22 protein-coding genes and 3 pseudogenes are annotated in these 23,946 nt (G+C 41.5%); 19 read left to right on the forward strand and 6 right to left on the reverse strand.

Annotation, left to right across the window (positions count from 1 at the left end):
* Window positions 1-16: 16 nt before the first annotated feature.
* The 5 genes and pseudogenes from ACFPU1_RS14515 (at window position 17) to ACFPU1_RS14535 (ending at window position 5,250) form a co-directional block, all read left to right on the forward strand.
* On the forward strand, window positions 17-1,189 hold the full coding sequence (locus tag ACFPU1_RS14515) for a GTP-binding protein (RefSeq protein ID WP_385942498.1): 1,173 nt from the start codon (window positions 17-19) through the stop codon (window positions 1,187-1,189).
* Window positions 1,190-1,274: 85 nt separating this feature from the next.
* Window positions 1,275-2,588, forward strand: a pseudogene (locus tag ACFPU1_RS14520) (6-phospho-beta-glucosidase); the annotation flags it as partial.
* An 83-nt stretch (window positions 2,589-2,671) separates the two neighbouring features.
* The gene (locus ACFPU1_RS14525; protein WP_385942500.1) at window positions 2,672-3,802 is read left to right on the forward strand and encodes an NAD(P)/FAD-dependent oxidoreductase; all 1,131 of its coding nucleotides are present in this window, start codon (window positions 2,672-2,674) and stop codon (window positions 3,800-3,802) included.
* A 93-nt stretch (window positions 3,803-3,895) separates the two neighbouring features.
* Window positions 3,896-4,135 (forward strand): annotated as a pseudogene (locus ACFPU1_RS14530) (metal-sensitive transcriptional regulator).
* Window positions 4,136-4,386: 251 nt separating this feature from the next.
* On the forward strand, window positions 4,387-5,250 hold the full coding sequence (locus ACFPU1_RS14535) for an MBL fold metallo-hydrolase (protein WP_385942502.1): 864 nt from the start codon (window positions 4,387-4,389) through the stop codon (window positions 5,248-5,250).
* A gap of 83 nt (window positions 5,251-5,333) precedes the next feature.
* Here ACFPU1_RS14535 and ACFPU1_RS14540 read toward each other — a convergent pair whose 3' ends face one another.
* Both ACFPU1_RS14540 and ACFPU1_RS14545 read right to left on the reverse strand, forming a co-directional pair.
* Window positions 5,334-5,684 (reverse strand): C40 family peptidase, encoded by a 351-nt coding sequence (locus ACFPU1_RS14540; RefSeq protein ID WP_385942609.1) that lies wholly within the window; start codon window positions 5,682-5,684, stop codon window positions 5,334-5,336.
* A 162-nt stretch (window positions 5,685-5,846) separates the two neighbouring features.
* Window positions 5,847-6,389 (reverse strand): annotated as a pseudogene (locus ACFPU1_RS14545) (peptidoglycan-binding domain-containing protein); the annotation flags it as partial.
* A gap of 327 nt (window positions 6,390-6,716) precedes the next feature.
* Here ACFPU1_RS14545 and ACFPU1_RS14550 point away from each other — a divergent pair.
* The 8 genes from ACFPU1_RS14550 (at window position 6,717) to ACFPU1_RS14585 (ending at window position 14,604) form a co-directional block, all read left to right on the forward strand.
* Window positions 6,717-6,965 (forward strand): GlsB/YeaQ/YmgE family stress response membrane protein, encoded by a 249-nt coding sequence (locus tag ACFPU1_RS14550; RefSeq protein WP_385942504.1) that lies wholly within the window; start codon window positions 6,717-6,719, stop codon window positions 6,963-6,965.
* A gap of 375 nt (window positions 6,966-7,340) precedes the next feature.
* Window positions 7,341-7,694 carry an ArsR/SmtB family transcription factor gene (locus ACFPU1_RS14555; protein WP_385942506.1) on the forward strand — a complete coding sequence of 118 codons (354 nt, stop codon included), beginning with the start codon at window positions 7,341-7,343 and terminating at the stop codon, window positions 7,692-7,694.
* A gap of 15 nt (window positions 7,695-7,709) precedes the next feature.
* Window positions 7,710-9,014: an arsenic transporter gene (locus ACFPU1_RS14560; protein WP_385942508.1), complete on the forward strand. Its 1,305-nt coding sequence runs from the start codon at window positions 7,710-7,712 to the stop codon at window positions 9,012-9,014.
* Between the two features lie 16 nt (window positions 9,015-9,030).
* Window positions 9,031-9,453, forward strand: a complete 423-nt coding sequence (gene arsC / locus ACFPU1_RS14565; protein ID WP_385942510.1) for an arsenate reductase (thioredoxin) — start codon at window positions 9,031-9,033, stop codon at window positions 9,451-9,453.
* Between the two features lie 14 nt (window positions 9,454-9,467).
* A complete protein-coding gene (gene arsD, locus ACFPU1_RS14570; protein ID WP_385942512.1) occupies window positions 9,468-9,827 on the forward strand; it encodes an arsenite efflux transporter metallochaperone ArsD in 360 nt (119 codons plus the stop codon).
* Window positions 9,828-9,839: 12 nt separating this feature from the next.
* Complete coding sequence (arsA, locus tag ACFPU1_RS14575) at window positions 9,840-11,591, forward strand: arsenical pump-driving ATPase (RefSeq protein ID WP_385942514.1); 1,752 nt, start codon at window positions 9,840-9,842, stop codon at window positions 11,589-11,591.
* A 326-nt stretch (window positions 11,592-11,917) separates the two neighbouring features.
* Entirely contained in the window at window positions 11,918-13,555 is a 1,638-nt protein-coding gene (locus ACFPU1_RS14580) for a Na/Pi cotransporter family protein (protein WP_385942516.1), read from the forward strand.
* A gap of 233 nt (window positions 13,556-13,788) precedes the next feature.
* On the forward strand, window positions 13,789-14,604 hold the full coding sequence (locus ACFPU1_RS14585) for a class I SAM-dependent methyltransferase (protein WP_054636530.1): 816 nt from the start codon (window positions 13,789-13,791) through the stop codon (window positions 14,602-14,604).
* A 19-nt stretch (window positions 14,605-14,623) separates the two neighbouring features.
* On the opposite strand, the gene ACFPU1_RS14590 is transcribed toward ACFPU1_RS14585, so the two are convergent.
* Window positions 14,624-15,004 (reverse strand): YndM family protein, encoded by a 381-nt coding sequence (locus tag ACFPU1_RS14590; RefSeq protein ID WP_385942519.1) that lies wholly within the window; start codon window positions 15,002-15,004, stop codon window positions 14,624-14,626.
* A gap of 40 nt (window positions 15,005-15,044) precedes the next feature.
* Window positions 15,045-15,521 (reverse strand): hypothetical protein, encoded by a 477-nt coding sequence (locus ACFPU1_RS14595; protein ID WP_385942521.1) that lies wholly within the window; start codon window positions 15,519-15,521, stop codon window positions 15,045-15,047.
* Between the two features lie 310 nt (window positions 15,522-15,831).
* Here ACFPU1_RS14595 and ACFPU1_RS14600 point away from each other — a divergent pair, with 310 nt between their 5' ends.
* Both ACFPU1_RS14600 and ACFPU1_RS14605 read left to right on the forward strand, forming a co-directional pair.
* A complete protein-coding gene (locus tag ACFPU1_RS14600; RefSeq protein WP_385942523.1) occupies window positions 15,832-16,332 on the forward strand; it encodes a DUF421 domain-containing protein in 501 nt (166 codons plus the stop codon).
* Window positions 16,333-16,409: 77 nt separating this feature from the next.
* The gene (locus ACFPU1_RS14605; RefSeq protein WP_100400675.1) at window positions 16,410-16,646 is read left to right on the forward strand and encodes a hypothetical protein; all 237 of its coding nucleotides are present in this window, start codon (window positions 16,410-16,412) and stop codon (window positions 16,644-16,646) included.
* 299 nt (window positions 16,647-16,945) lie between these two features.
* Here the strand turns inward: ACFPU1_RS14605 and ACFPU1_RS14610 are convergent, their stop codons facing one another.
* On the reverse strand, window positions 16,946-17,650 hold the full coding sequence (locus tag ACFPU1_RS14610) for a C40 family peptidase (RefSeq protein ID WP_385942525.1): 705 nt from the start codon (window positions 17,648-17,650) through the stop codon (window positions 16,946-16,948).
* A gap of 442 nt (window positions 17,651-18,092) precedes the next feature.
* Here ACFPU1_RS14610 and ACFPU1_RS14615 point away from each other — a divergent pair, with 442 nt between their 5' ends.
* Window positions 18,093-18,461, forward strand: a complete 369-nt coding sequence (locus tag ACFPU1_RS14615) for a DUF2512 family protein (protein ID WP_385942527.1) — start codon at window positions 18,093-18,095, stop codon at window positions 18,459-18,461.
* Window positions 18,462-18,533: 72 nt separating this feature from the next.
* Here ACFPU1_RS14615 and ACFPU1_RS14620 read toward each other — a convergent pair whose 3' ends face one another.
* On the reverse strand, window positions 18,534-18,899 hold the full coding sequence (locus ACFPU1_RS14620; protein ID WP_385942529.1) for a rhodanese-like domain-containing protein: 366 nt from the start codon (window positions 18,897-18,899) through the stop codon (window positions 18,534-18,536).
* Window positions 18,900-19,028: 129 nt separating this feature from the next.
* Here ACFPU1_RS14620 and ACFPU1_RS14625 point away from each other — a divergent pair, with 129 nt between their 5' ends.
* The 3 genes from ACFPU1_RS14625 to nirB all read left to right on the forward strand — a co-directional run bounded on the left by ACFPU1_RS14625 (window position 19,029) and on the right by nirB (window position 23,934).
* Entirely contained in the window at window positions 19,029-19,481 is a 453-nt protein-coding gene (locus tag ACFPU1_RS14625; RefSeq protein ID WP_385942531.1) for a hypothetical protein, read from the forward strand.
* Window positions 19,482-19,847: 366 nt separating this feature from the next.
* On the forward strand, window positions 19,848-21,308 hold the full coding sequence (gene cobA, locus ACFPU1_RS14630; RefSeq protein ID WP_385942533.1) for a uroporphyrinogen-III C-methyltransferase: 1,461 nt from the start codon (window positions 19,848-19,850) through the stop codon (window positions 21,306-21,308).
* Window positions 21,309-21,495: 187 nt separating this feature from the next.
* Complete coding sequence (gene nirB, locus ACFPU1_RS14635; RefSeq protein WP_385942535.1) at window positions 21,496-23,934, forward strand: nitrite reductase large subunit NirB; 2,439 nt, start codon at window positions 21,496-21,498, stop codon at window positions 23,932-23,934.
* Window positions 23,935-23,946 lie beyond the last annotated feature (12 nt).

Raw genomic sequence — 23,946 nt, forward strand, 5'->3', positions numbered from 1 at the left:
CAAGGGGGAAAGATAGATGGAAAAAGTACCGGTTACAGTCTTAAGCGGCTATTTAGGGGCAGGCAAGACGACTGTATTAAATCATATATTAGCAAATAGGGATGGGATAAGAGTCGCAGTCATTGTAAATGACATGAGTGAAATTAACATTGATGCTGATTTAATAGAACGTGGCGGCTTTAAACGCACAGAGGAGAAAATGATAGAACTATCAAATGGCTGCATATGCTGTACATTACGTGAAGACCTGCTTGTTGAGGTAAACCGTTTGGTGCAACAAGGAGATATAGATTACATCTTGATTGAATCTACAGGGGTTAGTGAACCAATACCTGTAGCCCAGACGTTTAGTTACCTGGATGATGAAATGGGAATCGACTTAAGTGAACAATGCCGATTGGATACAATGGTAACAGTAGTAGATGCTAATCGCTTTTGGGAGGATTATTCATCAGGGGAAACATTAATAGATAGGAAACAAAACGCAGACGAGGAAGATGAGCGAGACGTTGTGGATTTACTTATTGACCAAGTAGAGTTTTGCAATGTTCTTATAGTAAATAAGATTGATTGTTTACAACCTCAAGACCGCAAAAAGCTGATTGCCTTTTTACAAAAGCTTCAGCCCGAAGCCAATTTAATTGAAACGATGTATGGGCGCATTGAACCTTCTGAAGTTCTGGGTACTGGTCTGTTTGATTTTGAACATGCAAGTCAATCAGCTGGCTGGCTGAAAGAACTGGAAATGGAAAATCATACACCTGAAACAGAGGAGTATGGCATAAGCTCCTTTGTGTACCGAAAACGCTGGCCTTTTCACACGGAAAGACTAACTGCCTGGCTTTCATCCACCCCGAAGGAAGTGGTCAGGGCGAAAGGAATGGCATGGTTGTCTACACACCATGACTACGCAGTACTGTTGTCACAAGCAGGAAGCTCCGTATCTTTAGAACCCGCAGCTTATTGGGCAGCGGCACTCCCGAACGAAGAGAAGAAGGAACTGGTTGATCAGGAGCCTGAAACAGCGGTTGAGTTAATCAATCATGAATTTGGAGATCGAATCAATGAATTAGTTATTATAGGAATTGATATGAAGCAGTCTGAGATAGAAGAAGCACTCGATCGATGTTTAATTCGGCCAGACGAATATCATGAATGGAAAGCCCAGCAAGAAAAAACGGTTCTTTAACTGCTCCTTTCAAACGCCAATATTTGACATATCAAAGAAAGAAACAGATGATAGAGAGAATAGATAAAATTGTGGAGGACAGGGCATGAGAAAGGGAGTAAAAATAGCAGTCATAGGAGGCGGATCCAGTTATACTCCTGAACTTGTAGAAGGGCTTATTAAAAATTTCCTGTCTCTTCCCGTTAAGCAGCTGTGGCTGACAGATATTGAAGCAGGACGAGAAAAGATGGAAATAGCCGGGAACCTCGCCAGAAGGATGATTGCCAAAGCAGGATTGCCCATTGAGGTTATTCAGACTTTAAAAAGAAAAGAAGCACTGATAGGTGCTGATTTTGTGATTACGCAGTTTCGTATCGGCCTGTTGGATGCGAGAGTCAAAGATGAAAAGCTTCCTTTAAAACATGGTATTCTGGGCCAGGAAACGACTGGCCCTGGAGGCTTTTTTAAAGCACTGCGGACAATCCCAGCCGTATTAGATGTCTGTCGGGACATGGAAGAGCTTTGCCCAGATGCATGGTTGATCAACTTTGCCAACCCCGCTGGTATTATTACTGAAGCCGTTCTTCGCCATTCTAACATTAAGAAAGCAGTTGGGCTGTGCAATGTCCCTGTCAAAATGGAAAGAGCTGTAGCAAAATTACTGAATGTGCACCCATCTTCTAGAATTCATATTGATTTTGCAGGTTTGAATCACATGGTGTTTGGACTTAGTGTATCAGTTGATGGAGTGGACGTTACGCAAAAAATACATAACCTCCTGACAGCTCCACAGATAGAGCTTATGAAAAAGGATATAAAAAGGCTGGGGTGGGAGCCGGAATTTATTAAGGAATTAGAAGCTCTGCCCAGCCCATATTATAAATACTATATAAAGACCGAGGATATCGTGAAAGTGTGCAAGACAGAAGCAGCCCAGAGCAAAACACGTGCAGAAGTAGTGAAGGAAATAGAAAAAGATCTTTTTACACTCTATAAAGATCGATCTCTCGCTGTAAAGCCTCACCAGCTTGAGGAAAGGGGCGGGGCCTACTAATCGGAAGCTGCCGTACGCTTAATCACTTCCATTTACACAGACAAAGGTGATATTCAAGCAGTGAATACTCGAAATAATGGAGCAATTAAATCCTTGCCTTCTGATTCAGCTGTTGAAGTCAGCTGTTTCATTACAAAAGATGGTCCTGTACCATGCAATGCAGGTAAGCTTCCATCTAAGGGGTATAGGCTGATTCAAGAGTTGAAAGAGTTTGAGGAAAAAACAGTCAGTGCAGCTGTAAGCGGTGACGTTACAGAAGCAGTAAAAGCAATGTATGCTAATCCTTTAGTACCATCTCTTCGGACTTCAAAACAGCTTGTGAAAGAAATGATGGAAGCACATAGGGAGCACCTCCCGCAATTTTTTCACATACTTGGGGGTGACGGCTTTGTTCACAGGGGCAAGGCTGGTAAAATAGCCACGAGAACTCAGGAACGAGGTGCATATAATTGACGTCATATGTAGTAGTTGGAGCAGGAATATTAGGAGCTTCTGCTGCTTATCATTTAGCTAAAAGCGGGGCCAGGGTTACAATAGTTGACCGGAGAGGTCCTGGCCAGGCGACTGACGCTGCTGCTGGTATCGTCTGTCCGTGGCTTACTCAAAGAAGAAACAAAGCCTGGTATCATTTGGCGAAAAACGGAGCTAAGTATTATCCAGAGCTAATCAAAGAGCTTGCCGAGGAAGGCGAATACGAGACAGGATATGAAAAGGTAGGAGCAATCAGTCTTCATACCGATGAACAGAAGCTTAAAAAAACAGTAGAAAGAGCGATGAAACGAAGAGAGGATGCTCCAGAAATAGGGGAGATTACTCTGCTTTCCCCTGCTGAAACGAAATCTCTCTTTCCGCCAATCTCGGAAGAGTATGGCTCTGTCCATGTCAGCGGAGGGGCAAGAGTGAATGGGAGAGCCTTATGTAAGGCTCTTATAAACGCGGCTGAAAAAAAAGGAGCTTCGATCACTTACGGAGACGCATCTTTACTTTTTACTAAAGACAGGGTAACGGGAGTAGAAGTAGAAGGAAATCAAATATATGGAGACCAGGTAATTGTCACAGCAGGAGCCTGGGCAAGAGAGTTAGTGGCACCTTTAGGGATCAATCTGTTGGTCTCCGCCCAGAAAGCCCAGATTGTTCACCTTGAAATGGATGTACCAACTAACAAGTGGCCAGTTGTCATGCCGCCAAGCAATCATTACCTCCTCTCGTTTGAAGAGGGAAGAATCATCGTGGGGGCAACTCACGAGGATGAGGCAGGGTTTGATAACAGAGTAACGGCTGGCGGGGTGCATGGGATCCTTGAAAAGGCACTACATGTAGCGCCAGGTCTTTATCATAGCACTTTCCTTGAAACAAGAGTTGGCTTTCGGCCTATGACTCCTGGGTTTCTGCCTGTAATAGGGAAAGCTCCTCAAAAAGAAGGTCTTCTTATTGCAAATGGGTTAGGGGCTTCGGGTCTTACTGTTGGCCCTTATCTCGGTTCAGAGCTTGCCAATGTAGCAATGGGTATGGAAGTTGGTTTGGATCTGGAAAATTATTCTTTGCTGCAGGCAATAGCAGAAAGCGATCCTCATTCTTAAAGATCAAGAGCCCTTCAAAGGGTTCTTTTTTGCGTTCTTTCTCTCCTACTTGAAAGTATACTAGGATGGGTACATGATAAATATAACGGCCAGATGAAAAATCGAGTGAAAAGAGTAGAAGGACAAGTCACAGGAACACTTAGAATGATGGAGGAAGAAAAAGACTGCAAAGATCTAGTCAGCCAAATGTCAGCAGAGAGAAATGCCTTGGACAGAGGCATTGGTCTTGTCGTTAGTTCAAATTTAGAAAATGTAAGAGAACAAATGTAAAAAGATGAAAATACAGAAGAGCTTATTCAAGAAGCCGTTAATCTTTTGGTGAAAAGCAGATAACATCTATGCCACCAAGCAGATCATTGTATTTTAACTTTTGGTCTGCTTTTTGTTATTCATAGTGTCTTCTTTTGGAGTATTTCATGCCCCAAAAGCGTACTGCGTGGTGTTGAAAAACAAAATCACTTCCATACCTTGGTCTGCGGTCTGCTTAAAAATGGTGATTGGCCTTTAGCTGTTCTTTTTACATAAAAGGGAGGACAGGGACTGATAATAAAGACGTTGCTTGTTAGACGAAAGGTGGAGGTAAAGTGGAAAAAGAAATGCACCTGGGGGGAGATTATAAGATCATACCGGCTACATCACTGGCAGACGGCTTGAGTGTCCAAGTGCTCCCGGATATTTACAGCAAGACGATTCAAATTGTAAACATTGCTTTTATAAGTGATTCTCCAAATACAAAGGAATTTGTCCTAGTAGATGCAGGCATGCCTGGCTCAGCCAGGCAAATTATAGCAGCTGTCCAAGAGACTTTCGGGGAAGGTGCCAGGCCTCAAGCTATTTTTTTAACCCATGGTCACTTTGATCACGTAGGAGCAATCCTTGAATTAATTACTCACTGGCAAGTACCTGTCTTTGCTCATAAAGAGGAACTGCCCTTTCTCCAAGGAAATAAAAGCTATCCAGAGCCTGATCCGAGTGTAGAAGGAGGGATGGTTGCTAAGCTGTCGGGAATGTTTCCTAATGAACCTGTAGATTTGGGAAATCATGTACAACAGCTTCCCCCGGATGGCACTGTTCCGTTTCTGAAGGAATGGAAATGGCATCATACTCCTGGACATACTCCGGGGCATGTCTCATTCTTTCGTGAGAGAGACCGGGCATTGATAGCGGGAGATGCATTTGTCACAGTGAAACAGGAATACCTTTATAAAGTCTTAACACAAGAGCAAGAAATCAGCGGGCCGCCAAGGTACTTTACACCAGATTGGTTTCAGGCAGAGGATTCTGTGAAAAAAATAAATCAACTGCAGCCGGCAGTGGCTGTTACAGGACACGGCCTCCCTATGGCAGGTGACCAATTAAAGGAAGGATTAAGAAGCCTGGTAGAAAACTTTCAGGAAATTGCCGTTCCTGATAATGGGAAGTATGCAGCTTCCTATAAGAAGGTGTAACAGATAATAGGCACCCTGCTATGAAAGACAGGGTGCCTATTTTAACTATATGTTCATGATGTTTTAGTATTATATGTAGGTGATTAATTTACTCTTGCCGCTCCCAAGTATCTTGGTGCCCAATAAGAATTACTCATGCTGGCAATAATAACACCAGTGGACGCTCCCGAGTGAATAAATTGCCCGTTACCTAAATAGATCCCGGCATGTGATGGTCCTGAGCTTGTATTAAAGAATACAATATCTCCTCTTTGAGGAGAAGAAACTCTTGTAAGCTGGTTATACATTTGAGCGACTGTTCTGGGCAGATTTACTCCATGCTGCTTGAAAGCATATTGGATAAAGCCGCTGCAATCAAACCCTCTTGGGGTTGTGCCTCCCCATACATATGGTGTACCTGTTAAGCTTTGGGCTGTACGAATAGTGCTTTCAATGGTGGAGGAACCTGAGCTCTGCTGGTTAGATGCAGATGTGTTGCTTGCTGCTGAGCTGCTGGAATTACTGTTACTGCTGCTATTAGAAACAGCACTGCTTCCTAGAGCATTAAACGTTTGAGGACCGGCAATGCCGTCAACAGCAATACCGGCAGAGCGCTGAAAATTACGGACTGACTGGGCGGTTAGGGGCCCGAATACACCGTCCACACTTCCCTGCAGAAATCCTTTGTCCTTAAGTGCTGATTGCAAGCTTGAGACCTCACTTCCTCGCATTCCTTGTCTAAGAGTCGAGCTGAAATTATTTGAAGAAGAACTGCTTTGTTGAGCAGAGGTAGAAGAGCTGGAATTCGATGATGAAGATGAAGAGGCAGCTGAAGAGCTCCTGACATTCATAGCACTGAAAGTTTGAGGGCCGGCAATGCCGTCAACCGTTAACCCTTTGCGTGCTTGGAAGTCCTTGACCGACTGCTTGGTCTGTGGCCCAAAGATTCCGTCCACGCCGCCGCGAAGCAGTCCTTCTCGTTTAAGAAGTTCCTGTAACTCAGTAACATCGTTATCTCTCATTCCAATACGCAGTGTTTGATCGCCGAGAGCAGCATCAGCAACTTTAGGTGTTAAAAGCAATGTACTTACAAAAATTGTAGAAATCATAAACTTTTTCATTTTTTCCCTCACCTTACAGGTGAGGCCACCTCCCGCCATAATATCCGTTAAATGTGTTATCTAAATATTACTAAAATTTCATTATAGTGAACAACAGATATGGTCAATTGAAATATAAATGTAATATTAGGTTGAATATTGTAATAATATAAAAAATAAAATGTCAGGATAAGGGGGAAACATAATAATCAAAAAACGACAGAAGGCTTATTGACATTTTTTCAGTGTCTGCATGAATAGTTTTACATTCTCACTAATTTTTTCATAAAAAAAGGTGATTTATTAAGCTTTAAATGAGGAATAGCTCTTTCTAAGAAGATATTATTCTTCTTTTTCATTATTAGAAAGAGAGGAGAGTATAGGAAAATGGGACTAATAATTACATTAATTGTAGGCGGTGTTATTGGCTGGATTGCCGGCATGATTTTAGGTAAAGACTTGCCAGGAGGTATTATCGGCAATATTGTTGCCGGTGTAGTAGGTGCCTGGATAGGAGGCAATCTCTTTGGAGAGTGGGGACCTGAACTCGGTGACATTTTTATTTTCCCGGCACTATTAGGGGCCATTATTTTCATAGCCATTGTTTCGATCATTCTCCGTGTAATTAGAAAGTAAAAAAAATGCAGACATGACTCATAACCCGAATATTGGACACATATAAAAAGTGTCCATATTCGGGTTTTTCACGTGTTGGAAGGATAAATTTAGCTGGAGAGCTCTCCGAAAAAAATGTTTGTTTATATTAAGTACTAGTTGATATGGAAAAATGACCCTGTCTCAAGCTTAGGGCCTCCAGCACTAGTTTCTAGAATTTAAGTTCCACGTTCTGTTTTTATGTCCCTCCCTATACACGAACCTCGATATTAAGAACTTCCATTTCGTATAAGTGAACTAAATCAGTAAAAATTGTAAATGTTTAATTACATTTCATTATCATATTAGTATATGCTTATATGATTTGTTATCCTAGGTTTAGGAGGTGAACGGCCTATGTCAGTTAAAAAGGTTAAACAGATTGAGTTTGCAGACGCAGCGAGAGTTTTTAAGCTGCTGGGAGACCAAAACAGGTTAAGGATGCTTAAAATGCTTGAGAATAGTGAGTGCTGTGTGTGTGAATTTGTTGAAATTTTTCAAGTCAGTCAGCCAGCCATCAGTCAACATTTACGAAAGCTTAGAGATGTGGGGATCGTAAAAGAAAAACGAAAAGGACAGTGGATGTTTTATTCACTTAACAAAGAAACTGATCTATACCCGGTAATTGAGGATATATTGTCATATATACCAGATCAGACAGCAGTGCTTGATGATTTAGCACAGAATGGGTTGCGTATTCGGTGTGACTAGTAGGAGGAGTAGGAAATGACGACCACTGTACTTGCAGTTCTTATTTTCCTGTTTACATTAGTGCTGGTCATCTGGCAGCCCAAAGGTCTGTCCATTGGCTGGTCTGCCGCTATTGGAGCAGTGCTTGCCTTGGCAGCCGGGATTGTAAGCTTTCAAGATGTATCGACAGTGACAGGAATCGTATGGAATGCAACGTTAACGTTTATAGCTATTATTATTATCTCACTTATTTTAGATGAAATTGGTTTCTTTGAGTGGTCTGCGTTACATATGGCAAGGGCTGCCAAAGGAAATGGTGTCCGGATGTTTATCTACGTAACCATATTAGGCTCAATCGTTGCGGCATTCTTTGCTAACGACGGAGCGGCGTTGATTCTGACACCTATTGTATTAGCGATGGTGCGGGCTCTTCATTTTAAAGAAGCAATGATTTTTCCTTTTATTATGGCGAGTGGATTTATTGCAGATACGACGTCGCTGCCATTAGTCGTCAGCAACCTCGTTAATATTGTATCAGCTGACTTTTTTAATATCGGCTTTGTAGAATATGCATCACGAATGATTGTTCCGAACTTTTTTGCTTTAGGCGCCAGTATTTTAGTGCTTTTTTTATTCTTTAGAAAAGATATACCGAAGAACTATGATATGTCGATGCTGAAAAAACCAAAAGAAGTGATACGAGACGATAAAATGTTTCGTTTATCCTGGGTAGTTCTTGGCCTTCTGCTTACAGGATACTTCGTCAGTGAGTTTGTTGAGGTGCCGGTTTCCTTTGTAGCCGGTGCAATTGCCATCTTTTTTATTATCATGGCAAGAAAAAGCCCTGCCGTAAATACTGGGAAAGTCATGAAAGGTGCACCGTGGGCCATAGTGGTATTTTCAATAGGGATGTATGTCGTCGTCTTCGGCTTGAGCAATGTCGGTCTGACAGATTTACTTGCTGTGGTCATTCAGGCTGCAGCCGATGAAGGGTTATTTGTTGCTACCATTTCAATGGGATTTATCGCAGCGATTCTTTCCTCTGTCATGAATAATATGCCTGCCGTTATGATTGATGCTTTGGCGATAGCCGAAACAGATACGTCTGGAATTCTGCGTGAAGCATTAATTTATGCCAATATTATAGGAGCTGATTTAGGACCGAAAATTACCCCGATAGGATCACTGGCTACGTTGCTGTGGCTTCATGTTCTTGCGTTAAAGGGTGTAAAGATATCATGGGGTTATTATTTTAAAGTAGGGATTATCCTTACCGTGCCGACTCTCTTTATCACCCTTGTAGGTCTGTATCTATGGCTTCTTATATTATCAATGATATAAAAGGAGAGAATGGTAAATGGAAAAGTCCATTATTTATTTTTTGTGCACAGGCAACTCCTGCCGCAGTCAAATGGCAGAAGGGTTTGGCCACCATTATTTAGGGGACAGGTATGAGGTTTATTCAGCGGGCATAGAAGCTCACGGAGTGAACCCTAAGGCTGTAAAGGCTATGAAAGAAATAGGAATTGACATTTCAAATCAAACGTCTGACACCATTGATCGGGATATATTAAGTAAAGCAGATCTAGTTGTGACCTTATGCGGCCATGCAAATGATGTCTGTCCGGCAACGCCTCCAAACAAAGAGCGGGAACACTGGGGATTCGATGACCCTGCAAAGGCGGAGGGGACAGATGAAGAACAGTGGAAGTTCTTCCAGCGGGTCCGTGATGAAATCGGTACAAGAATTAAGAGGTTTGCCGAGACGGGGAAGGAATAAAAGGAGTGATCTGAATGGGAATTATTCGAATATACGATCCTGCGATGTGCTGTGACACAGGAGTCTGTGGTCCAAGTGTAGATCCTGAGCTGACAAGAGTAGCGACAGCAATCTTTATGCTCGAAAAAGAAAATATAGATATAAGAAGGTTTAACCTAGGATCAGAGCCGCAAGCTTTCATTGAAGAAAAAGCGATTAAAGAGCTGTTACACGAAAAGGGAGCGGACGACGCCCTTCCGGCTGTCATGGTTGATGGGACAATTGTGAAAACAGGGAAGTACCCGACAAACCAGGAATTTGCCAAGTGGAGTGGGCTCAGTGAGGATAAAATATCATCCAAGCCTTCTAGTGGGAACAATATTACTTTGCTTTAAAGGAGCATTACTATGACTTATCCTAGATTTAACCCTATGAATTTAGATTTAACCCCTTTTCTCTTTTATACAGGAAAAGGGGGAGTCGGAAAAACATCAACTGCATGTGCAGCTGCTGTAAATCTGGCTGATAGCGGCAAACGTGTGCTGATAGTAAGCACGGATCCTGCTTCTAATCTCCAGGACGTGTTTGAACAGGAAATCCAAACAGACATTACAGATATTGAAAAGGTCCCAGGTCTCTTTGCTATTAATATTAATCCTGAGGAAATAGCAGAACAGTACAGAGAAAAGGTGGTTGGTCCATACCGGGGCCTTCTTCCAGAATCAGCGATTAATCAAATGGAAGAGCAGCTTTCAGGAGCTTGTACAGTGGAAATTGCAGCATTTGATGAGTTTGCGGGCCTTCTGACAACGGAGAAGCTGGAAAATGAGTATGATCATATTATTTTCGATACAGCACCAACCGGACATACTCTGCGTCTTCTCCAGCTCCCGGCAGCCTGGTCAGGGTTTCTTGAAGAAAGTACCCACGGAGCGTCCTGCTTAGGTCCGCTCGCAGGACTTGAGGAGAAAAAAGCACTTTACAAAGCTGCAGTACATGCGCTGTCTGACTACGAAAAGACCATGCTTCTTCTAGTTTCAAGGCCGGACTATTCTTCCCTGACAGAGGCCGTAAGGGCCGCTAAAGAACTAAAAGAAACGGGCCTTTCAAACCAGCATGCTATTATTAATGGTGTTTATACCCCTGCTGATATAGAGGACGAGACAGCTCAGGCTTTTTACCAAAAGCAACAGGAAGCATTAAAGGAAACAGAATCCTTGTTTGGAGAAAGACCTGTTTATCAGCTTCCATATGTTCCATACTCCTTAACAGGCATTGATTCTCTTCGTTGGTTTTTCAGTGAAAAAGCTGATGTTACTCCTCTTGAGGAAGTGTCTCAAACAGACCTGCCTGGACTGGAAGGGTTTATCACCCATTTGAGTTCCAAGTCTGCTGGAGTGGTGATGACCATGGGAAAAGGAGGAGTTGGAAAAACAACGGTTGCTGCAACAATTGCCATGAAACTTGCTTCACAAGGACACCGTGTACATTTAACAACAACAGACCCTGCTTCTCACCTTTCCATGTTTATAAAGGAAAATGACCTTTCTGAAAACTTAAGTATAAGTTCAATCGATCCCCAGGCTGAAGTGCAAAAGTACCGATCAGAAGTGCTTGCGCAGTCAAAAGACCAGCTGGATGAAGAAGGGATGGATTTTTTGAAAGAGGACCTTATGTCCCCTTGTACAGAAGAAATAGCCGTTTTTAGGGCCTTCGCTAAAGTTGTGGCGAGAGCAGAAGGAGAATTTGTCATTATAGACACGGCACCTACCGGCCATACATTATTGCTTCTTGATGCTTCCGAGTCTTATAATCAGGAACTTGAGCGCACGGCAGGACAAGTTCCTGAAGAGGTTAAGAAGCTCCTTCCTCGGCTCCGTGATCCTGAGCAAACAGACATCGTGGTAATAACATTGCCGGAAGCAACTCCAGTTCTTGAAGCGAGCCGTTTACAGGAAGACTTGAAGCGGGCAGAATTGTTTCCCAGCTGGTGGGTGTTAAATCAGAGCTTGTCAGCAGCCCATACGGAGGACCCGATATTAAAAGCAAAAGGACTGGTGGAACAAAAGTGGATTGAACGAGTGAAGAGTAAGGAAGCTGAACAAGTTTGCTTACTTCCCTGGAAAAGTGATTCCCTTTTATCAGTTAGAACGAAATAATACGTAAGAGCTGGGACAAAACGGTCTCTGAAAAGTAATAAAAGGTGTCAGTTATCGATTTTCGATAACTGACGCCTTTTTGTTGATCAGAAATGGAATGATGGGGCTTACGGACGGTGTACTTTCTTAACTTCACCGCCATTAATGCAAATCATATTTCGTTTTTCACCTGTTTTTTTCCTCTCACCACCATTTTCGAGAATGACAGCAGTTATGTTTAATAAAACAAAGATGAAATTTACAAAACCTTTACATTGAATCTATATATTATTAACAATCGGTTGTTATGATCAGCTATGGAAATGATAATTTAGGAGGAACAACCGATGGATATAGATATGCAAACCATGGCTTTTTTATTTTTTGGAGGGTTAGGAATCTTTCTTTTTGGTATTAAATATATGAGTGACGGCCTCCAAAACACAGCTGGAGACAGACTTCGTGGTATTTTGGAGAAAGCCACGGATAATCCTATTAAAGGTGTGATAGCCGGTGCCCTTGTAACTGCCTTGCTCCAGACTTCCACGGGTTCAACAGTTATGATTATAGGGCTGGTTAACGCTGGTTTGCTTACCTTTAGAAGAGCGATTCCCATGCTTATGGGCGCAAACCTGGGTACAACGCTAACCGCATTTATGATTTCCTTCAAAATTGGTGATTATGCTCTGCCGATTCTGGCATTTGGTACATTCTTAATTTTCTTTTTTAATAAGAAGTCTATAAATAACATTGGACAAGTTTTCTTTGGTTTTGGAATGATTTTCTTTGGCCTTAGTACGATGTCTGATGGGCTGTACCCTTTTAGGGATATGCCGCAATTTGTGGACATGATGGCTACGTTAGGCGAAAACCCTATTTTAGGCGTAGTAGCCGGAGCCTTCTTTACGATGCTGGTTCAAAGCTCAAGTGCTGCCATCGGTGTGCTTCAGACTATGGCAGTTGATGGACTTGTCAATCTTGAACAAGCACTCCCGATTCTTTTTGGTGACAATATTGGAACGACAATCACTGCTGTTCTGGCTTCTTTGGGAGCCACAGTTGCTGCCAAAAGAGCAGCCTTAACTCATGTATTTTTTAATGTAATAGGTACAGTAATGTTCCTTATCATACTGCCAGTCGTACAAATAGTAGTTTTATTTATGTCTTCTACTCTTGGAGGCGACATTGCAAGAGAAATCGCTTATGCCCATGGATTGTTCAACTCCGTCAACGTCCTGCTGCAGCTGCCGCTAATTGCTTTGTACGCTTACCTTATTCCAAAAATTATAAGAGGGGAAGATGAGATTGTCGAGCAGGGGCCAAAGCACCTGGAACCAGAATTATTAAAGCAGCCGTCATTTGCACTAGAAAAAGTGAGACTCGAAGTATTGCGTATGGGGTCACTGGCAGGAGAATGTGTTCACCACTCTACAGATATGCTGATCAGCAGGGATCCTAAGCAGGGGGAGCTTACAAAAAGAAAAGAAGAAGTCATAAATGACTTAAACAAACAGATAATCAGTTATCTTACGCACATTTCAAAAGCTTCTTTAAACCCGACTCAATCAGAGCTTCATTCTCAGCTTATGCATAACGTGACAGACATTGAACGAATTGGCGACCATTGTGAAAACATTATGGAGCTGTCAGAACATGCAATGGTTCATAAAGTGAAATTTTCTGATGAAGCAAAAGAAGGGCTGGCTCACATGGTTTCTATTACTTCGCTGGCTGTGGAAAAGGCTTTAATGGCATTAGAAAAGGAAGATGTAAATATAGCTATGGAAGTTTTAGAGATTGAAGGGGAAATAGACCAGACAGAAAAGCTGAACCGAAAAGCACACGTGGAACGATTGAATGCAGGAGAATGTTCAGGTACAAATGGAATGATTTATTTAGATATGCTAAGTAATCTCGAAAGAATAGGAGACCATGCTTCCAATATTGTAGAAAGCTTGATTCAAACCTCGGATCAAGCAAGCTAGTAGTAATAAGTTAAGGTTGTCCCAATTGGTGACAACCTTTTTTTGTAGAGGGAAATTGAAATAAAAACAAAGGAAATATCAGGTACAAACAAGAAACCATTAACGAGAGTATGACAGCATCCTTGGAATATATAGAAGGATATGCTTGTCAAAGAGAAGCAGAATAACCTTCACAATGTTACAAGTGCCATTATAGGAACATAATTACATCCAATAAAGGGCGAGGGGATAGCGTGACAAGGAAAGTAAACTTTGGCTCAGTAGCTCATGATTACGCTAAATGGAGAAATGATTTGCCTGATACACTTTTTACTAAACTCTCCAATAGAGGGATAGAGGTTAACGGGAGTAACATTGCAGACCTTGGAGCGGGTACCGGGGTCCTTACACGCGGGCTGTCAAAGCAAGGAGCTAATGTTATTGCCATTGAGCCTTCAAAGGATCTGACCGATCTCGGTGGAAAAATAGACACTAAAGAAGGTGTTTCCATTACTTATTTTAACCGTACAGCGGAAAACACCGCTCTTCCTGGCAATCGTTATGATTACGTTACCGTCCTGAGGGCATGGCACTGGTTTGACAGAGAAAAAGCATTACAAGAAGTAAGGAGAATCCTTAAAGAAGACGGCACCTTCCTTGTAATGGATTCAGGGTTTTTGCCAAAGCAAAGCCTTTTGATCAGAAATACGTTGCGGGTTATAAAAAAACATATGCCCCATCAGAAGATGACGTCTCCAGGGTCCAAATCAGGTTCAACTCAGTTAATTAATAGCTTCCCAGTCGAGTGGTTTGAAGAATGGAAAGAGAATAGCTTTGAGTTAACAGACTGCTTTAAATTCAGCTATGAGGTGAGCTTTACTCCTTGTGAATGGAAGGGGAGAGTAGGTTCTTTGTCGTGGCTGTCAATGTTTGAGAGAAGTAAGAGAGAACGGGTTCTTCAAGAGGTGCAGGATAACGTGACAGAAACTTTTGGATCTACTATTCATGCAGTACCTCATGAATTTTACGTCAGCATCTTAAAAAAAAATAAACAGGCCACAGTCGAGTAGGCTGTGGCCTGTTTTTCTATTAAGCTCTTTGGGCTTCTTCTCTGACATGACGATTGTTACTGTTCAGTACCTTTCTTGCCATAAACTTGTGGAAAAAGTATTCACCTGCTGCTATCACTGCAGCTGATACAAACGCAGCAAGCGGCAAGTTAATACCAGGAAACAGTAAGGCGCCTAAAATCCAGATTCCTGCAAAAGCTAGACCAAGATCGGTGAAGGCGGCTGTCCAGTTACCAAAGGAAGGGAACACCCATAGGTCGCCTAATAGATAAGCGCCTGCAGTAAGAATTAAGCTGGTAATAAGAATTTCTGCAAATGGCACTCCCCAGAAACCTAACACTATGAAAAGAGCCACAGCAACCATCACGAATTTAATTCCTAGCGCTTTTAAGTGTTCCATGTTCTTCACCTCTCCTTTCACACTGGTCTATTAATCTATATTAAACAGGGCGGTCAGTAATATTGTTTACGGCCCCGTTATTTTCTGCCGCTGATTGATTATCGCTCCCTGTTAATTCGTCTTTTGCTTCTTTTACCTTGCTTCCTACTTCCTGCAAGTCTTCCCCTGCTTCTTTAGCTGAGGAAATGACTTCCTGGGTATCTTCTTTTACTTCAGATACCTTATCAAATAATTCATCGTTTGCTTTATCGTATAGAGATTGCAAGCCATCTACTGCTTCCTTCAATACATTTGTAGCTTCCTGTACACGGTCCATCATTTGATCTTTTGTGCCAGCCGGATCTTCCTTTACATCAGACGCCACTTTTGCCACTGAATCTTTCATTTGTGTTGTGCTGCCCTTCACTTTAGAGCGTGTGTTTGAGTCGATCAATACTGCGGCTGCCCCGGCCAGGGCCCCTACAGTTATGGCAGTAACTAATTTACTTCCGCTTTTCCCTTTTTGTTCTTTAGACACGGTCATCCCTCCTGTGTTTTTTTTGGATTTTTTGAGCTTAGTTTATCAGTGCGGTTTGTACATGTTCTTCCACCTTTTTTGCACAGTTAAACAATTAATTTTTGCGAAGGAAGCCGTTTAACAAATGGGTATTGGGCTAGAGGAGACAGAGTGGGGGGACGTGTATAGGAAAACGGTAAAGACGTTTCAGGTCTGAGAAAGAGGTAAATAAAGAAAACAATAAACATTCTTTAATCTTTTTTAGGTACTCTCCGGGGTCTTCCTTTGGAAAGGCTTATCAGTTACATTCATAAAGAAGGAGGATTGGAACATGTTTTTTGAGGACTGGGAAGGAATCATAAGAGTGGTTATTATCTCGTTGTGTATTTATCCCCTTCTTATATTCATGCTGAGAATATCAGGTAAAAGAACGCTCTCAAAAATGAATATGTTTGATTTTATTATTACTATAGCTCTAGGCTCAACAGTGGCCACTATACTTCTCAATGAAGAGGTTACCTATGCAGAAGGGGTGGCGGCTTTAGCCATGCTTATTATTCTGCAATTTATAGTCACCTCGCTCTCTGTCAGGGTTTCTGCTGTTAACAGAATGATTAAAGCGGAACCCCGATTACTTTATTATGATGGGAATTTTAATATAGAAGCTATGAAAAAAGAAAGGATAAACAAAGATGAAATAAAGCAAGCCGTCAGAACAAATGGTCAGCCTTCATTACATCATGTAAAAGCAGTAGTGCTGGAGACGGATGGCTCACTATCAGTAATTCAAGGAGAAGAAGAGGGAGAGGCATTAAAGGATGTAAAAAAATAGCATAATTTGGTCCCTTTAAAAGTTTTCTTTAGTTAAGAAGTGGGAATAGAAAAGAAACCCCACAGGCAGGTGAATATATGGATATACACCGGGAACAGACTTATTGTCATCGTAGAAAGTTACATGTCGTTCATGAGGTATCATGGGCATCCAGTGATAATACAAAAGAGATAACGGCTAGCTGTACAGGGGTGGACGATTCTTGTAAAGACTGCTTAGTCGTTTTAATTAACGCGCAGAAAGAACAAGAAGGTAAAGAATTTGGAAAAGTGTACTATGAATCCAGTTCACCAACCAGCTGGCTTACCATATAAATATGAGGAAGGCTTACGTATGTGAGTCTTCTTTTTTCTGTTAAGCTACTGGTGCTATGGTAAGAAGACTTGTTTTTCTAGGCACTGCAAATTAGATATGGTGTTGAAAAAGGTCAGCTAGGGAGAGTTTGAATTTTTAATAAGCATGATTGCCTGTTCAAATAAATATTTACTTTTAAGAGAAGTTTTTTAGAAAATGGAGTTTTAAGTGTAAGAAGAAAGGGGAAGTGAAATTACATAAATAAAAAAGCCTTCACCCCAGAACGGGATGAAGGAAGAGAAATTTAAGCCGAATTAATTTATATGCGGCCTGCACCGATGTAAGTTTGACTCCAGTAAGAGTTGCTCAAGCTTGCAACTGTTACTCCAGTAGAAGATCCAGAGTGCACAAACTGGTTGTTTCCGATATAGATACCTGCATGGGAAGGACCCGTACGAGTTTCAAAGAATACTAGATCACCAACCTGAGGATTAGAAACTTTTGTAGAAGCATTATACATCTCGGACACTGTTCTTGGAATTGATTTTCCATTTTGGTTAAAGGCATATTGAATAAAACCGCTGCAGTCAAATCCGCTAGGTGATGTCCCACCCCATACATAAGGAGTTCCTTGTAATGATTTAGCTGTGTTTACAATACCTGTAGCGTTAGAAGTAGTAGAAGCTCCCGCTACTTGTGTTTGATTTGAAGATGTTGAAGTGGTTGTGCTGGATCCATTTCCGCTCACGTTCATTTCGCCAAATGTTTGCGGCCCGACAATTCCATCTACTTGAATATTTTGCTCACGCTGAAAGTCGATTACTGCTTGTCTCGTGATTGGTCCGAAATAACCAGTTACACTATGGTTAAAATGTCCTTCTTCTTTAAGAGTTTCTTGAAGTTGAGAAACTTCCCCGTTACTCATGCCCACTCGTAATGTGTTATCTCCGAATGCTGCGTCCGCTGCTGTTGGGGCTAAAAAGAGTCCACCTGCTAAAGCTGCTGAAATTACAAATTTCTTCATATGTTTAATCCTATTTTATAACTTTCCCTATGTTTGTTTTCTATGTTAAGAAACCTAAACTGACAGTTATAAAACTGGATTACACCTCCTTATTTTTTCTTCATAAATTTATTATTTAATTAACCGCTTGGCTCGTTGTTGTCATGACTACAATGAGTAATGTACCACCCTGAAACTCCTGGTACAATACATCCTATCTCTTTGTTATACAAAGGTAATCTTTGTTATTTTGCTTGTAATATTATGTAATAGAGGGAAAAAAGCGGGTAGCTGTCTTTCTCCCTTTGCTAGCAGGTTTTTTTTGTTTTTATAATCAAAAGTCTGGATTACTGGAATTACTTTTGTAACATTAAAGAAATATAGAAAGAGTTGGAAAGAGATTTGAAATTTGGTTTTAAACTTGGAAAACAGTGGGTATGTGATGTGACAAGGAGGTGGAGTTATGGCACACATCAAAGCGTTAGCAATGAAAATTGCCATGGTAGCCCTCGTATTACTTGTTGTTTTGAGCGGATTTTACGGCTACCCGGTACTGAGCACCATTGTATTGTCTCTTCTTATTGTGGCTGTTTCTTATATTGTTGGGGATTTATTGATTTTAAGGAAGGCCAATAACACGACAGCAACCATAAGTGACTTTGCTGTTGTCCTGTTTATGACCTGGTTTGCTGCTATTCCAATCTACGGAACGGAAGTACCATTTATCCCTGCACTTATTTCTGCAATTATTATTGCAGCGGGAGAATGGGTCTTTCACAAATATGTGTCCAAGCAGGTTCATCCAGAAATCGAGGGAGTATATTCATCTTAGAATAGGTAAAGAGGACGATCCTGAAAAGGTCGTCCTCTTTTTTGGAGAGACAAGGGGCGTGCCAGGCACCTTTTATTTGTAGATGTCTTTTACTTCTGTAACGATGTTTTCTTCCCCTGTTTCCTGTGGTCCTTCCCAAGTAAGCATGCCTCCAGAGAAATTATAGGAAGTGATTCCTTGTGATTGAAAGAAGAGAGCCACCTGCTGGCTTCGCCGGCCGCTTCGGCAAATAAAAATGTGTTCTTTGCTTTTATCAAAGTCTCCAGCCTTCTCTGCAATTTCGCTCATAGGAATGAGCGGGATACGAGGAATGTGTCCTGCAATATATTCATCTATTTCCCGGACATCAACTAAAATTTTATCCTGATCACTCTTCTCATAGATCTCTTTTAACTCTTCGTAAGAAAGTTGTTTAATTCCATCCATTTCTTTTGACAATGGTGCTCACCTGTCCTTATAGAATTTTTTATTGGTAAGGGGGACTCTTCTGTTGCTCGAATGTTCATTGTTAATAAAGTAACATAATTAAACCATATGTTAAAATGCAGGAAAAAGGGGGGAAGTAGTATGCCTGGAAGAGAGCCTGTTCATCTCTACCTTTCAAGGTATGAAGAGCATCTTAATTATCTGCGGGAAACTGGACAGGAAACACAAGGCTGGCATGAACTGAGAACAAATGAATTAAAGGATTTTCTTAAGCTTGAACATGTAAGTCTGGAAGAGAAAAAGGAAAAGCTAGTTACGAACTATTCAAATGATGGAGAGCTTCAGCAAGGGTCTCACCTTGAAATAATTGCAAAGTTAAAGGATGGGACGATTTATAAGCTCCACGGTTACTATGTAAAAGAAGAAAACGATTGGTTTCCCGATGAAAATCCATTAATTCATGCAAATGATACATGCGGTTTCTGCCAATCTATTATGAAGATGAAGAAAAAAGGAGAAACAAAGAATACTTTTTGTATGCTTCCTTTACCTGAAAAGAAGTATATTTTTGAGAAAGCTTTGGAAAACCGGTGACATTATAATAGAGAGTTTCTTGAAAGACACCTGCTCTTAGAAGGGCGGGTGTCTTTTTTATTCCGTTACTCGAGGGTAATGGGAAACTATGCAAAAAGCTGAGGTGATCTAGTGTGAACAATTAAAATGTATTTTTCATGAATACCTTTTGATCACACTTGTTCATTCTGAATCGTTCTAATCGTTACCTCCTCCCGCCCGCGACAAAGTGTTTTTTCACAAGAGTAAGAGTAGTGGGAATTTTTGTGTGAGGTTATCTAACACCATTTAACAAAACAAACATTTCCTCCTTTACAATACTTTATATCAAGAACTTCACATCAAACGTTAATGCTAACAAAGATGAAGACCAAAAGGTGGGGAAATATGAAACAAGGGATTGTGTATTTTATAGGAGCCGGACCTGGAGATCCAGAATTGCTGACAGTGAAAGGCAGACGGCTGCTTCAGGAAGCAGATGTAATTGTATATGATCGTTTGGTTCATCCCATCTTACTGATGGAAACAAGGGAAGATGCCCAGTTAGTTTATTGCGGGAAAAAGCCGTGCCAGCATACGTTAAGGCAAGAGGATATTCAAAAACAGCTTCTGATATATGCAAGGCGAGGGCTTAAAGTTGTAAGGCTTAAAGGCGGCGACCCATCAGTATTTGGAAGAGTGGGCGAAGAAGCAGAACTCCTTGCAGGACATGAGATTGATTATGAAATTGTCCCGGGGATCACATCCGGAATTGCAGCCCCTATGTATGCAGGGGTGCCCGTTACTCACCGGAAGTTTGGTGGATCCTTTGCAATGGTAACCGGTCACAGCAAGGATAAACATGGTAAGCCTGTGCTGGAATGGGACTCACTGGCAAAGGGAATTGATACGATCGCCTTTTACATGGGAATGAAGAACTTATCTTATATATGTGAACAGCTCATTACGTACGGGAAACCTTCCACAACACCAGTTCTTGTTGTAGAATGGGCAACCTTTGGCAAACAGAGAACAGTAGAAGGAACACTTTCTACTATCTCAAATAAAGTGGTTCAGCAGAAGATAGCCAATCCGGCCATTACTCTTGTGGGAGACATTGTCAGCTTGAGAAGAAAGCTGAAATGGTTTGAACGCTCTACTGTAGTGAGCCAAGGTATTATACTTCCGGAAGGAAACAACCATTCTTATCTTAAAGCTATGCTTGCTGAAGCCAGATTAGATGTATACGAACCTAGTCAAAATGTAATAGAAGGAAAAGACACCTCCTATTTGTCAAAGCTAGATAGCTTTAAGGAATTAGTCTTCCTTTCTAAAGAAAGTATCTCAATCTTTATCAAGAGTCTTGGACGTAAAGGCAAGGATGTAAGACAAGTACAGCAGACTGTTTACACAGTTGATTCTAAGGCACAAGAAGAGCTTCAAACATATGGAATTCAATCAAGCCTGTTAGGAGACAGGATGAAAATGGAGAGACCTTTATTTTTAGGCCGGGAGGAAGACAGATTCTCATTATCTAGTTCTATGAACAAAGAATTTGCTGTAACACATCAGAAGAAAATCTCATCAGTCTTTTCAGAAACGCTTCATCGTCTGATTGATGACGGACATGCAGATACACTTCTTCTATCAGATTGTGAATCGGCCCACTCATTTCTCCATTTTATGAAAGAGCAAGGAATAGACTCTGATCAGGCAGGTGAATATTTATCTGTTTTCTGTATAGGAAAAGAGACAGCAGAGCTAGTGAAAAGGGAAGGGGTGCCTATCTCCTTAGTATTTAGCAGCAAAGAAGAATTTACTGAGTGGCTGACAGCTGAAAGCTCGTTATCTCAAGCGGCAAAAGCCTAATGAAAATAGAAGGGGCAGGTGAATTCTATAATCCTGGTTAGAAAGGTTCAGAGACTTTGTTTTTTAACTCGTTAAATATGCATGTAGAATAGATAAATTATTCTGTGGAAGACATGACACTGAAACTGGCGAGCAGCTGACAATTTTTATTCTCCAGAAAAAAGAAGGAAAGAGGAGTGGATGACAAGTGAAAGAGAAACTGATACTCATAGGAAACGGTATGGCCGGTATAAGAACCTTAGAAGAGATCTTGAAAAGAAATCCAGACCGCTTTGAAATTACTGTATTTGGAAAAGAACCCCACCCAAACTATAACCGTATTTTACTTTCCTCTGTTCTTCAAGGGGACACAGGTGTAAGCGACATTGTTCTCAATGATTACGACTGGTATAAAAACAACAATATTACTCTTTATGTCGGAGATCCTGTAGTAGAAATAGATACAAAAAACCAGGTTGTCTATAGTGAAGGCGGCATTAGTTCTTCCTACGATCACTTAATTTTCGCTACCGGTTCAAATCCATTCATGCTTCCTCTTCCAGGAGCAGATAAAAAAGACGTGATGGCATTTCGTGATATTAAAGACTGTGAAAAAATGATTGAAGCTTCTAAAAAGTACAAAAAAGCAGCTGTTATCGGCGGTGGATTATTAGGTTTGGAAGCAGCCCGTGGTTTGTTAAATCTCGATATGGAGGTTGACGTCATTCATTTGGCTGATCATTTAATGGAGCGTCAACTAGATGAGCCTGCTGCTCGGATGCTTAAAGAAGAACTGGTGAGCCAGGGGATGCGGTTCCATATGGGAAAACAAACTGAACGTATTCTAGGAAAAGAAAACGTAGAAGGTTTGCGCTTTAAAGACGGCCAGGTTCTCGACGCCGATATTGTCGTCATGGCTGTGGGAATAAAGCCAAATATTGATTTAGCTCAAAAAACAAAGCTTGAAACAAACCGTGCTATTGTAATCAATGATTATATGGAAACGAGCGCAAAAAATGTATATGCAGTCGGAGAATGCGCAGAACATCGCGGCATAGCTTATGGTCTCGTTGCTCCATTATATGAACAAGGAAAAGTGTTAGCAGAGCATTTGTGTGATAAAGAGCGCAAGTTAAAGCCTGGATACCAGGGATCTCTTGTATACACTCAATTAAAAGTTTCTGGTGTAGACGTGTTTTCAGCAGGGCAATTTCAGGATCAAGAAGGATATCGTGCGATCAGAGTCCATGATGAATTTGACGGAATTTATAAAAAAGTAGTAGTCAAGGATAATAAAGTGGTTGGAGCCGTTCTGTTTGGTGACACTTCAGATTCCCCTCGTCTTCTTGACATGATGAAAAAGGGAGAAGACATCTCCGAAATGAACAAAGTAGCCCTTCTTCCTTCTGAAAACGGAGATGCAGCCACAGAAAGTCCAGTAGCATCTATGGCAGCCGAAGAAACGATTTGCGGATGTAACGGGGTATCCAAAGGTGCCATTGTCCAGGCCATTCATGAACAAGGTTTATCAACTGTAGAAGAAATTAAACAATATACAAATGCAGCTCGCTCCTGTGGAGGGTGTAAACCGTTAGTTAATGATGTGCTGGCACTTACCCTTGGTGATGAAGTGGCTGGTGCTGATCAGAAAGAGCCGATTTGTGGGTGTACCGATTATTCTCATGAAGAAGTAGTGGAAGAAATTAAAGAAAAAGGACTTACTCACACCCGTGAAGTAATGAATGTTCTAGGCTGGAAAAATGATGAAGGGTGCTCAAAATGCCGTCCTGCCATCAACTATTATCTCGGTATGGTAAAACCACTTGAGTACGAGGATGACCATACTTCCCGATTTATTAATGAAAGAGTCCATGCCAACATTCAAAATGATGGGACATACTCAGTTGTTCCTCGAATGTACGGCGGGGTGACAGACTCAGACCAGCTGAGAAAAATTGCTGATGTAGCTGATAAATATAAAGTAGGCCTGCTGAAGGTTACAGGCGGGCAGCGCATCGACTTGCTTGGAGTAAAGAAAGAAGATCTTCCTAGTATTTGGAGCGACTTAGACATGCCTTCAGGCTATGCATATGGGAAAACGATCAGGACTGTGAAAACATGTGTAGGCGAAGATTTCTGCCGCTTTGGAACGCAGGACTCCATTGGACTTGGGGTACAAATCGAGAAAAAATACGAGCGGCTAAATACCCCTCACAAAGTGAAGATGGCTGTATCAGCCTGCCCCCGTAATTGTGCAGAGTCAGGCATCAAGGATATAGGAATTGTGGGCGTAGAGGGTGCCTGGGAAATGTATGTTGGAGGTAACGGCGGGGTTGATCTTCGCGGCGGGGACCTTCTTTGTAAAGTGAAAACAAGTGAAGAAGTACTAGATACAATCAGCGCATTTTTACAATACTACAGAGAGGATGCCCGCTACCTCGAAAGAACGTCTCACTGGGTTGAGCGTGTAGGACTTGATCATATCCGTTCCGTTGTAATGGATGACCAAGAGGAGCGACAAGCATTAATAGAGCGGATGGAAGTTGCGTTATCACCTCTTAAAGATCCATGGAAGGATATTGTCGAGGATGAAGCCAAGAGAAAAGAACTCTTTGAAAATAAAAACGTACAAGTTACTCAACAATAAGGAGGGGACAGA

It is taken from the genome of Thalassorhabdus alkalitolerans, from assembly GCF_042656525.1.
GTDB classification, from domain to species: Bacteria; Bacillota; Bacilli; order Bacillales; family Marinococcaceae; genus Thalassorhabdus; species Thalassorhabdus alkalitolerans.

Coding starts and splice junctions, on each gene's coding strand:
- ACFPU1_RS14600 (WP_385942523.1), top strand. CDS start 15,832: ATGTTTTTTGAGGACTGGGAAGGAATCATAAGAGTGGTTATTATCTCG.
- ACFPU1_RS14625 (WP_385942531.1), top strand. CDS start 19,029: ATGCCTGGAAGAGAGCCTGTTCATCTCTACCTTTCAAGGTATGAAGAG.
- ACFPU1_RS14550 (WP_385942504.1), top strand. CDS start 6,717: ATGGGACTAATAATTACATTAATTGTAGGCGGTGTTATTGGCTGGATT.
- cobA (WP_385942533.1), top strand. CDS start 19,848: ATGAAACAAGGGATTGTGTATTTTATAGGAGCCGGACCTGGAGATCCA.
- arsC (WP_385942510.1), top strand. CDS start 9,031: ATGGAAAAGTCCATTATTTATTTTTTGTGCACAGGCAACTCCTGCCGC.
- ACFPU1_RS14515 (WP_385942498.1), top strand. CDS start 17: ATGGAAAAAGTACCGGTTACAGTCTTAAGCGGCTATTTAGGGGCAGGC.
- ACFPU1_RS14610 (WP_385942525.1), bottom strand. CDS start 17,650: ATGAAGAAATTTGTAATTTCAGCAGCTTTAGCAGGTGGACTCTTTTTA.
- arsA (WP_385942514.1), top strand. CDS start 9,840: ATGACTTATCCTAGATTTAACCCTATGAATTTAGATTTAACCCCTTTT.
- ACFPU1_RS14590 (WP_385942519.1), bottom strand. CDS start 15,004: ATGGAACACTTAAAAGCGCTAGGAATTAAATTCGTGATGGTTGCTGTG.
- arsD (WP_385942512.1), top strand. CDS start 9,468: ATGGGAATTATTCGAATATACGATCCTGCGATGTGCTGTGACACAGGA.
- ACFPU1_RS14555 (WP_385942506.1), top strand. CDS start 7,341: ATGTCAGTTAAAAAGGTTAAACAGATTGAGTTTGCAGACGCAGCGAGA.
- ACFPU1_RS14615 (WP_385942527.1), top strand. CDS start 18,093: ATGGCACACATCAAAGCGTTAGCAATGAAAATTGCCATGGTAGCCCTC.
- ACFPU1_RS14560 (WP_385942508.1), top strand. CDS start 7,710: ATGACGACCACTGTACTTGCAGTTCTTATTTTCCTGTTTACATTAGTG.
- ACFPU1_RS14605 (WP_100400675.1), top strand. CDS start 16,410: ATGGATATACACCGGGAACAGACTTATTGTCATCGTAGAAAGTTACAT.
- ACFPU1_RS14580 (WP_385942516.1), top strand. CDS start 11,918: ATGGATATAGATATGCAAACCATGGCTTTTTTATTTTTTGGAGGGTTA.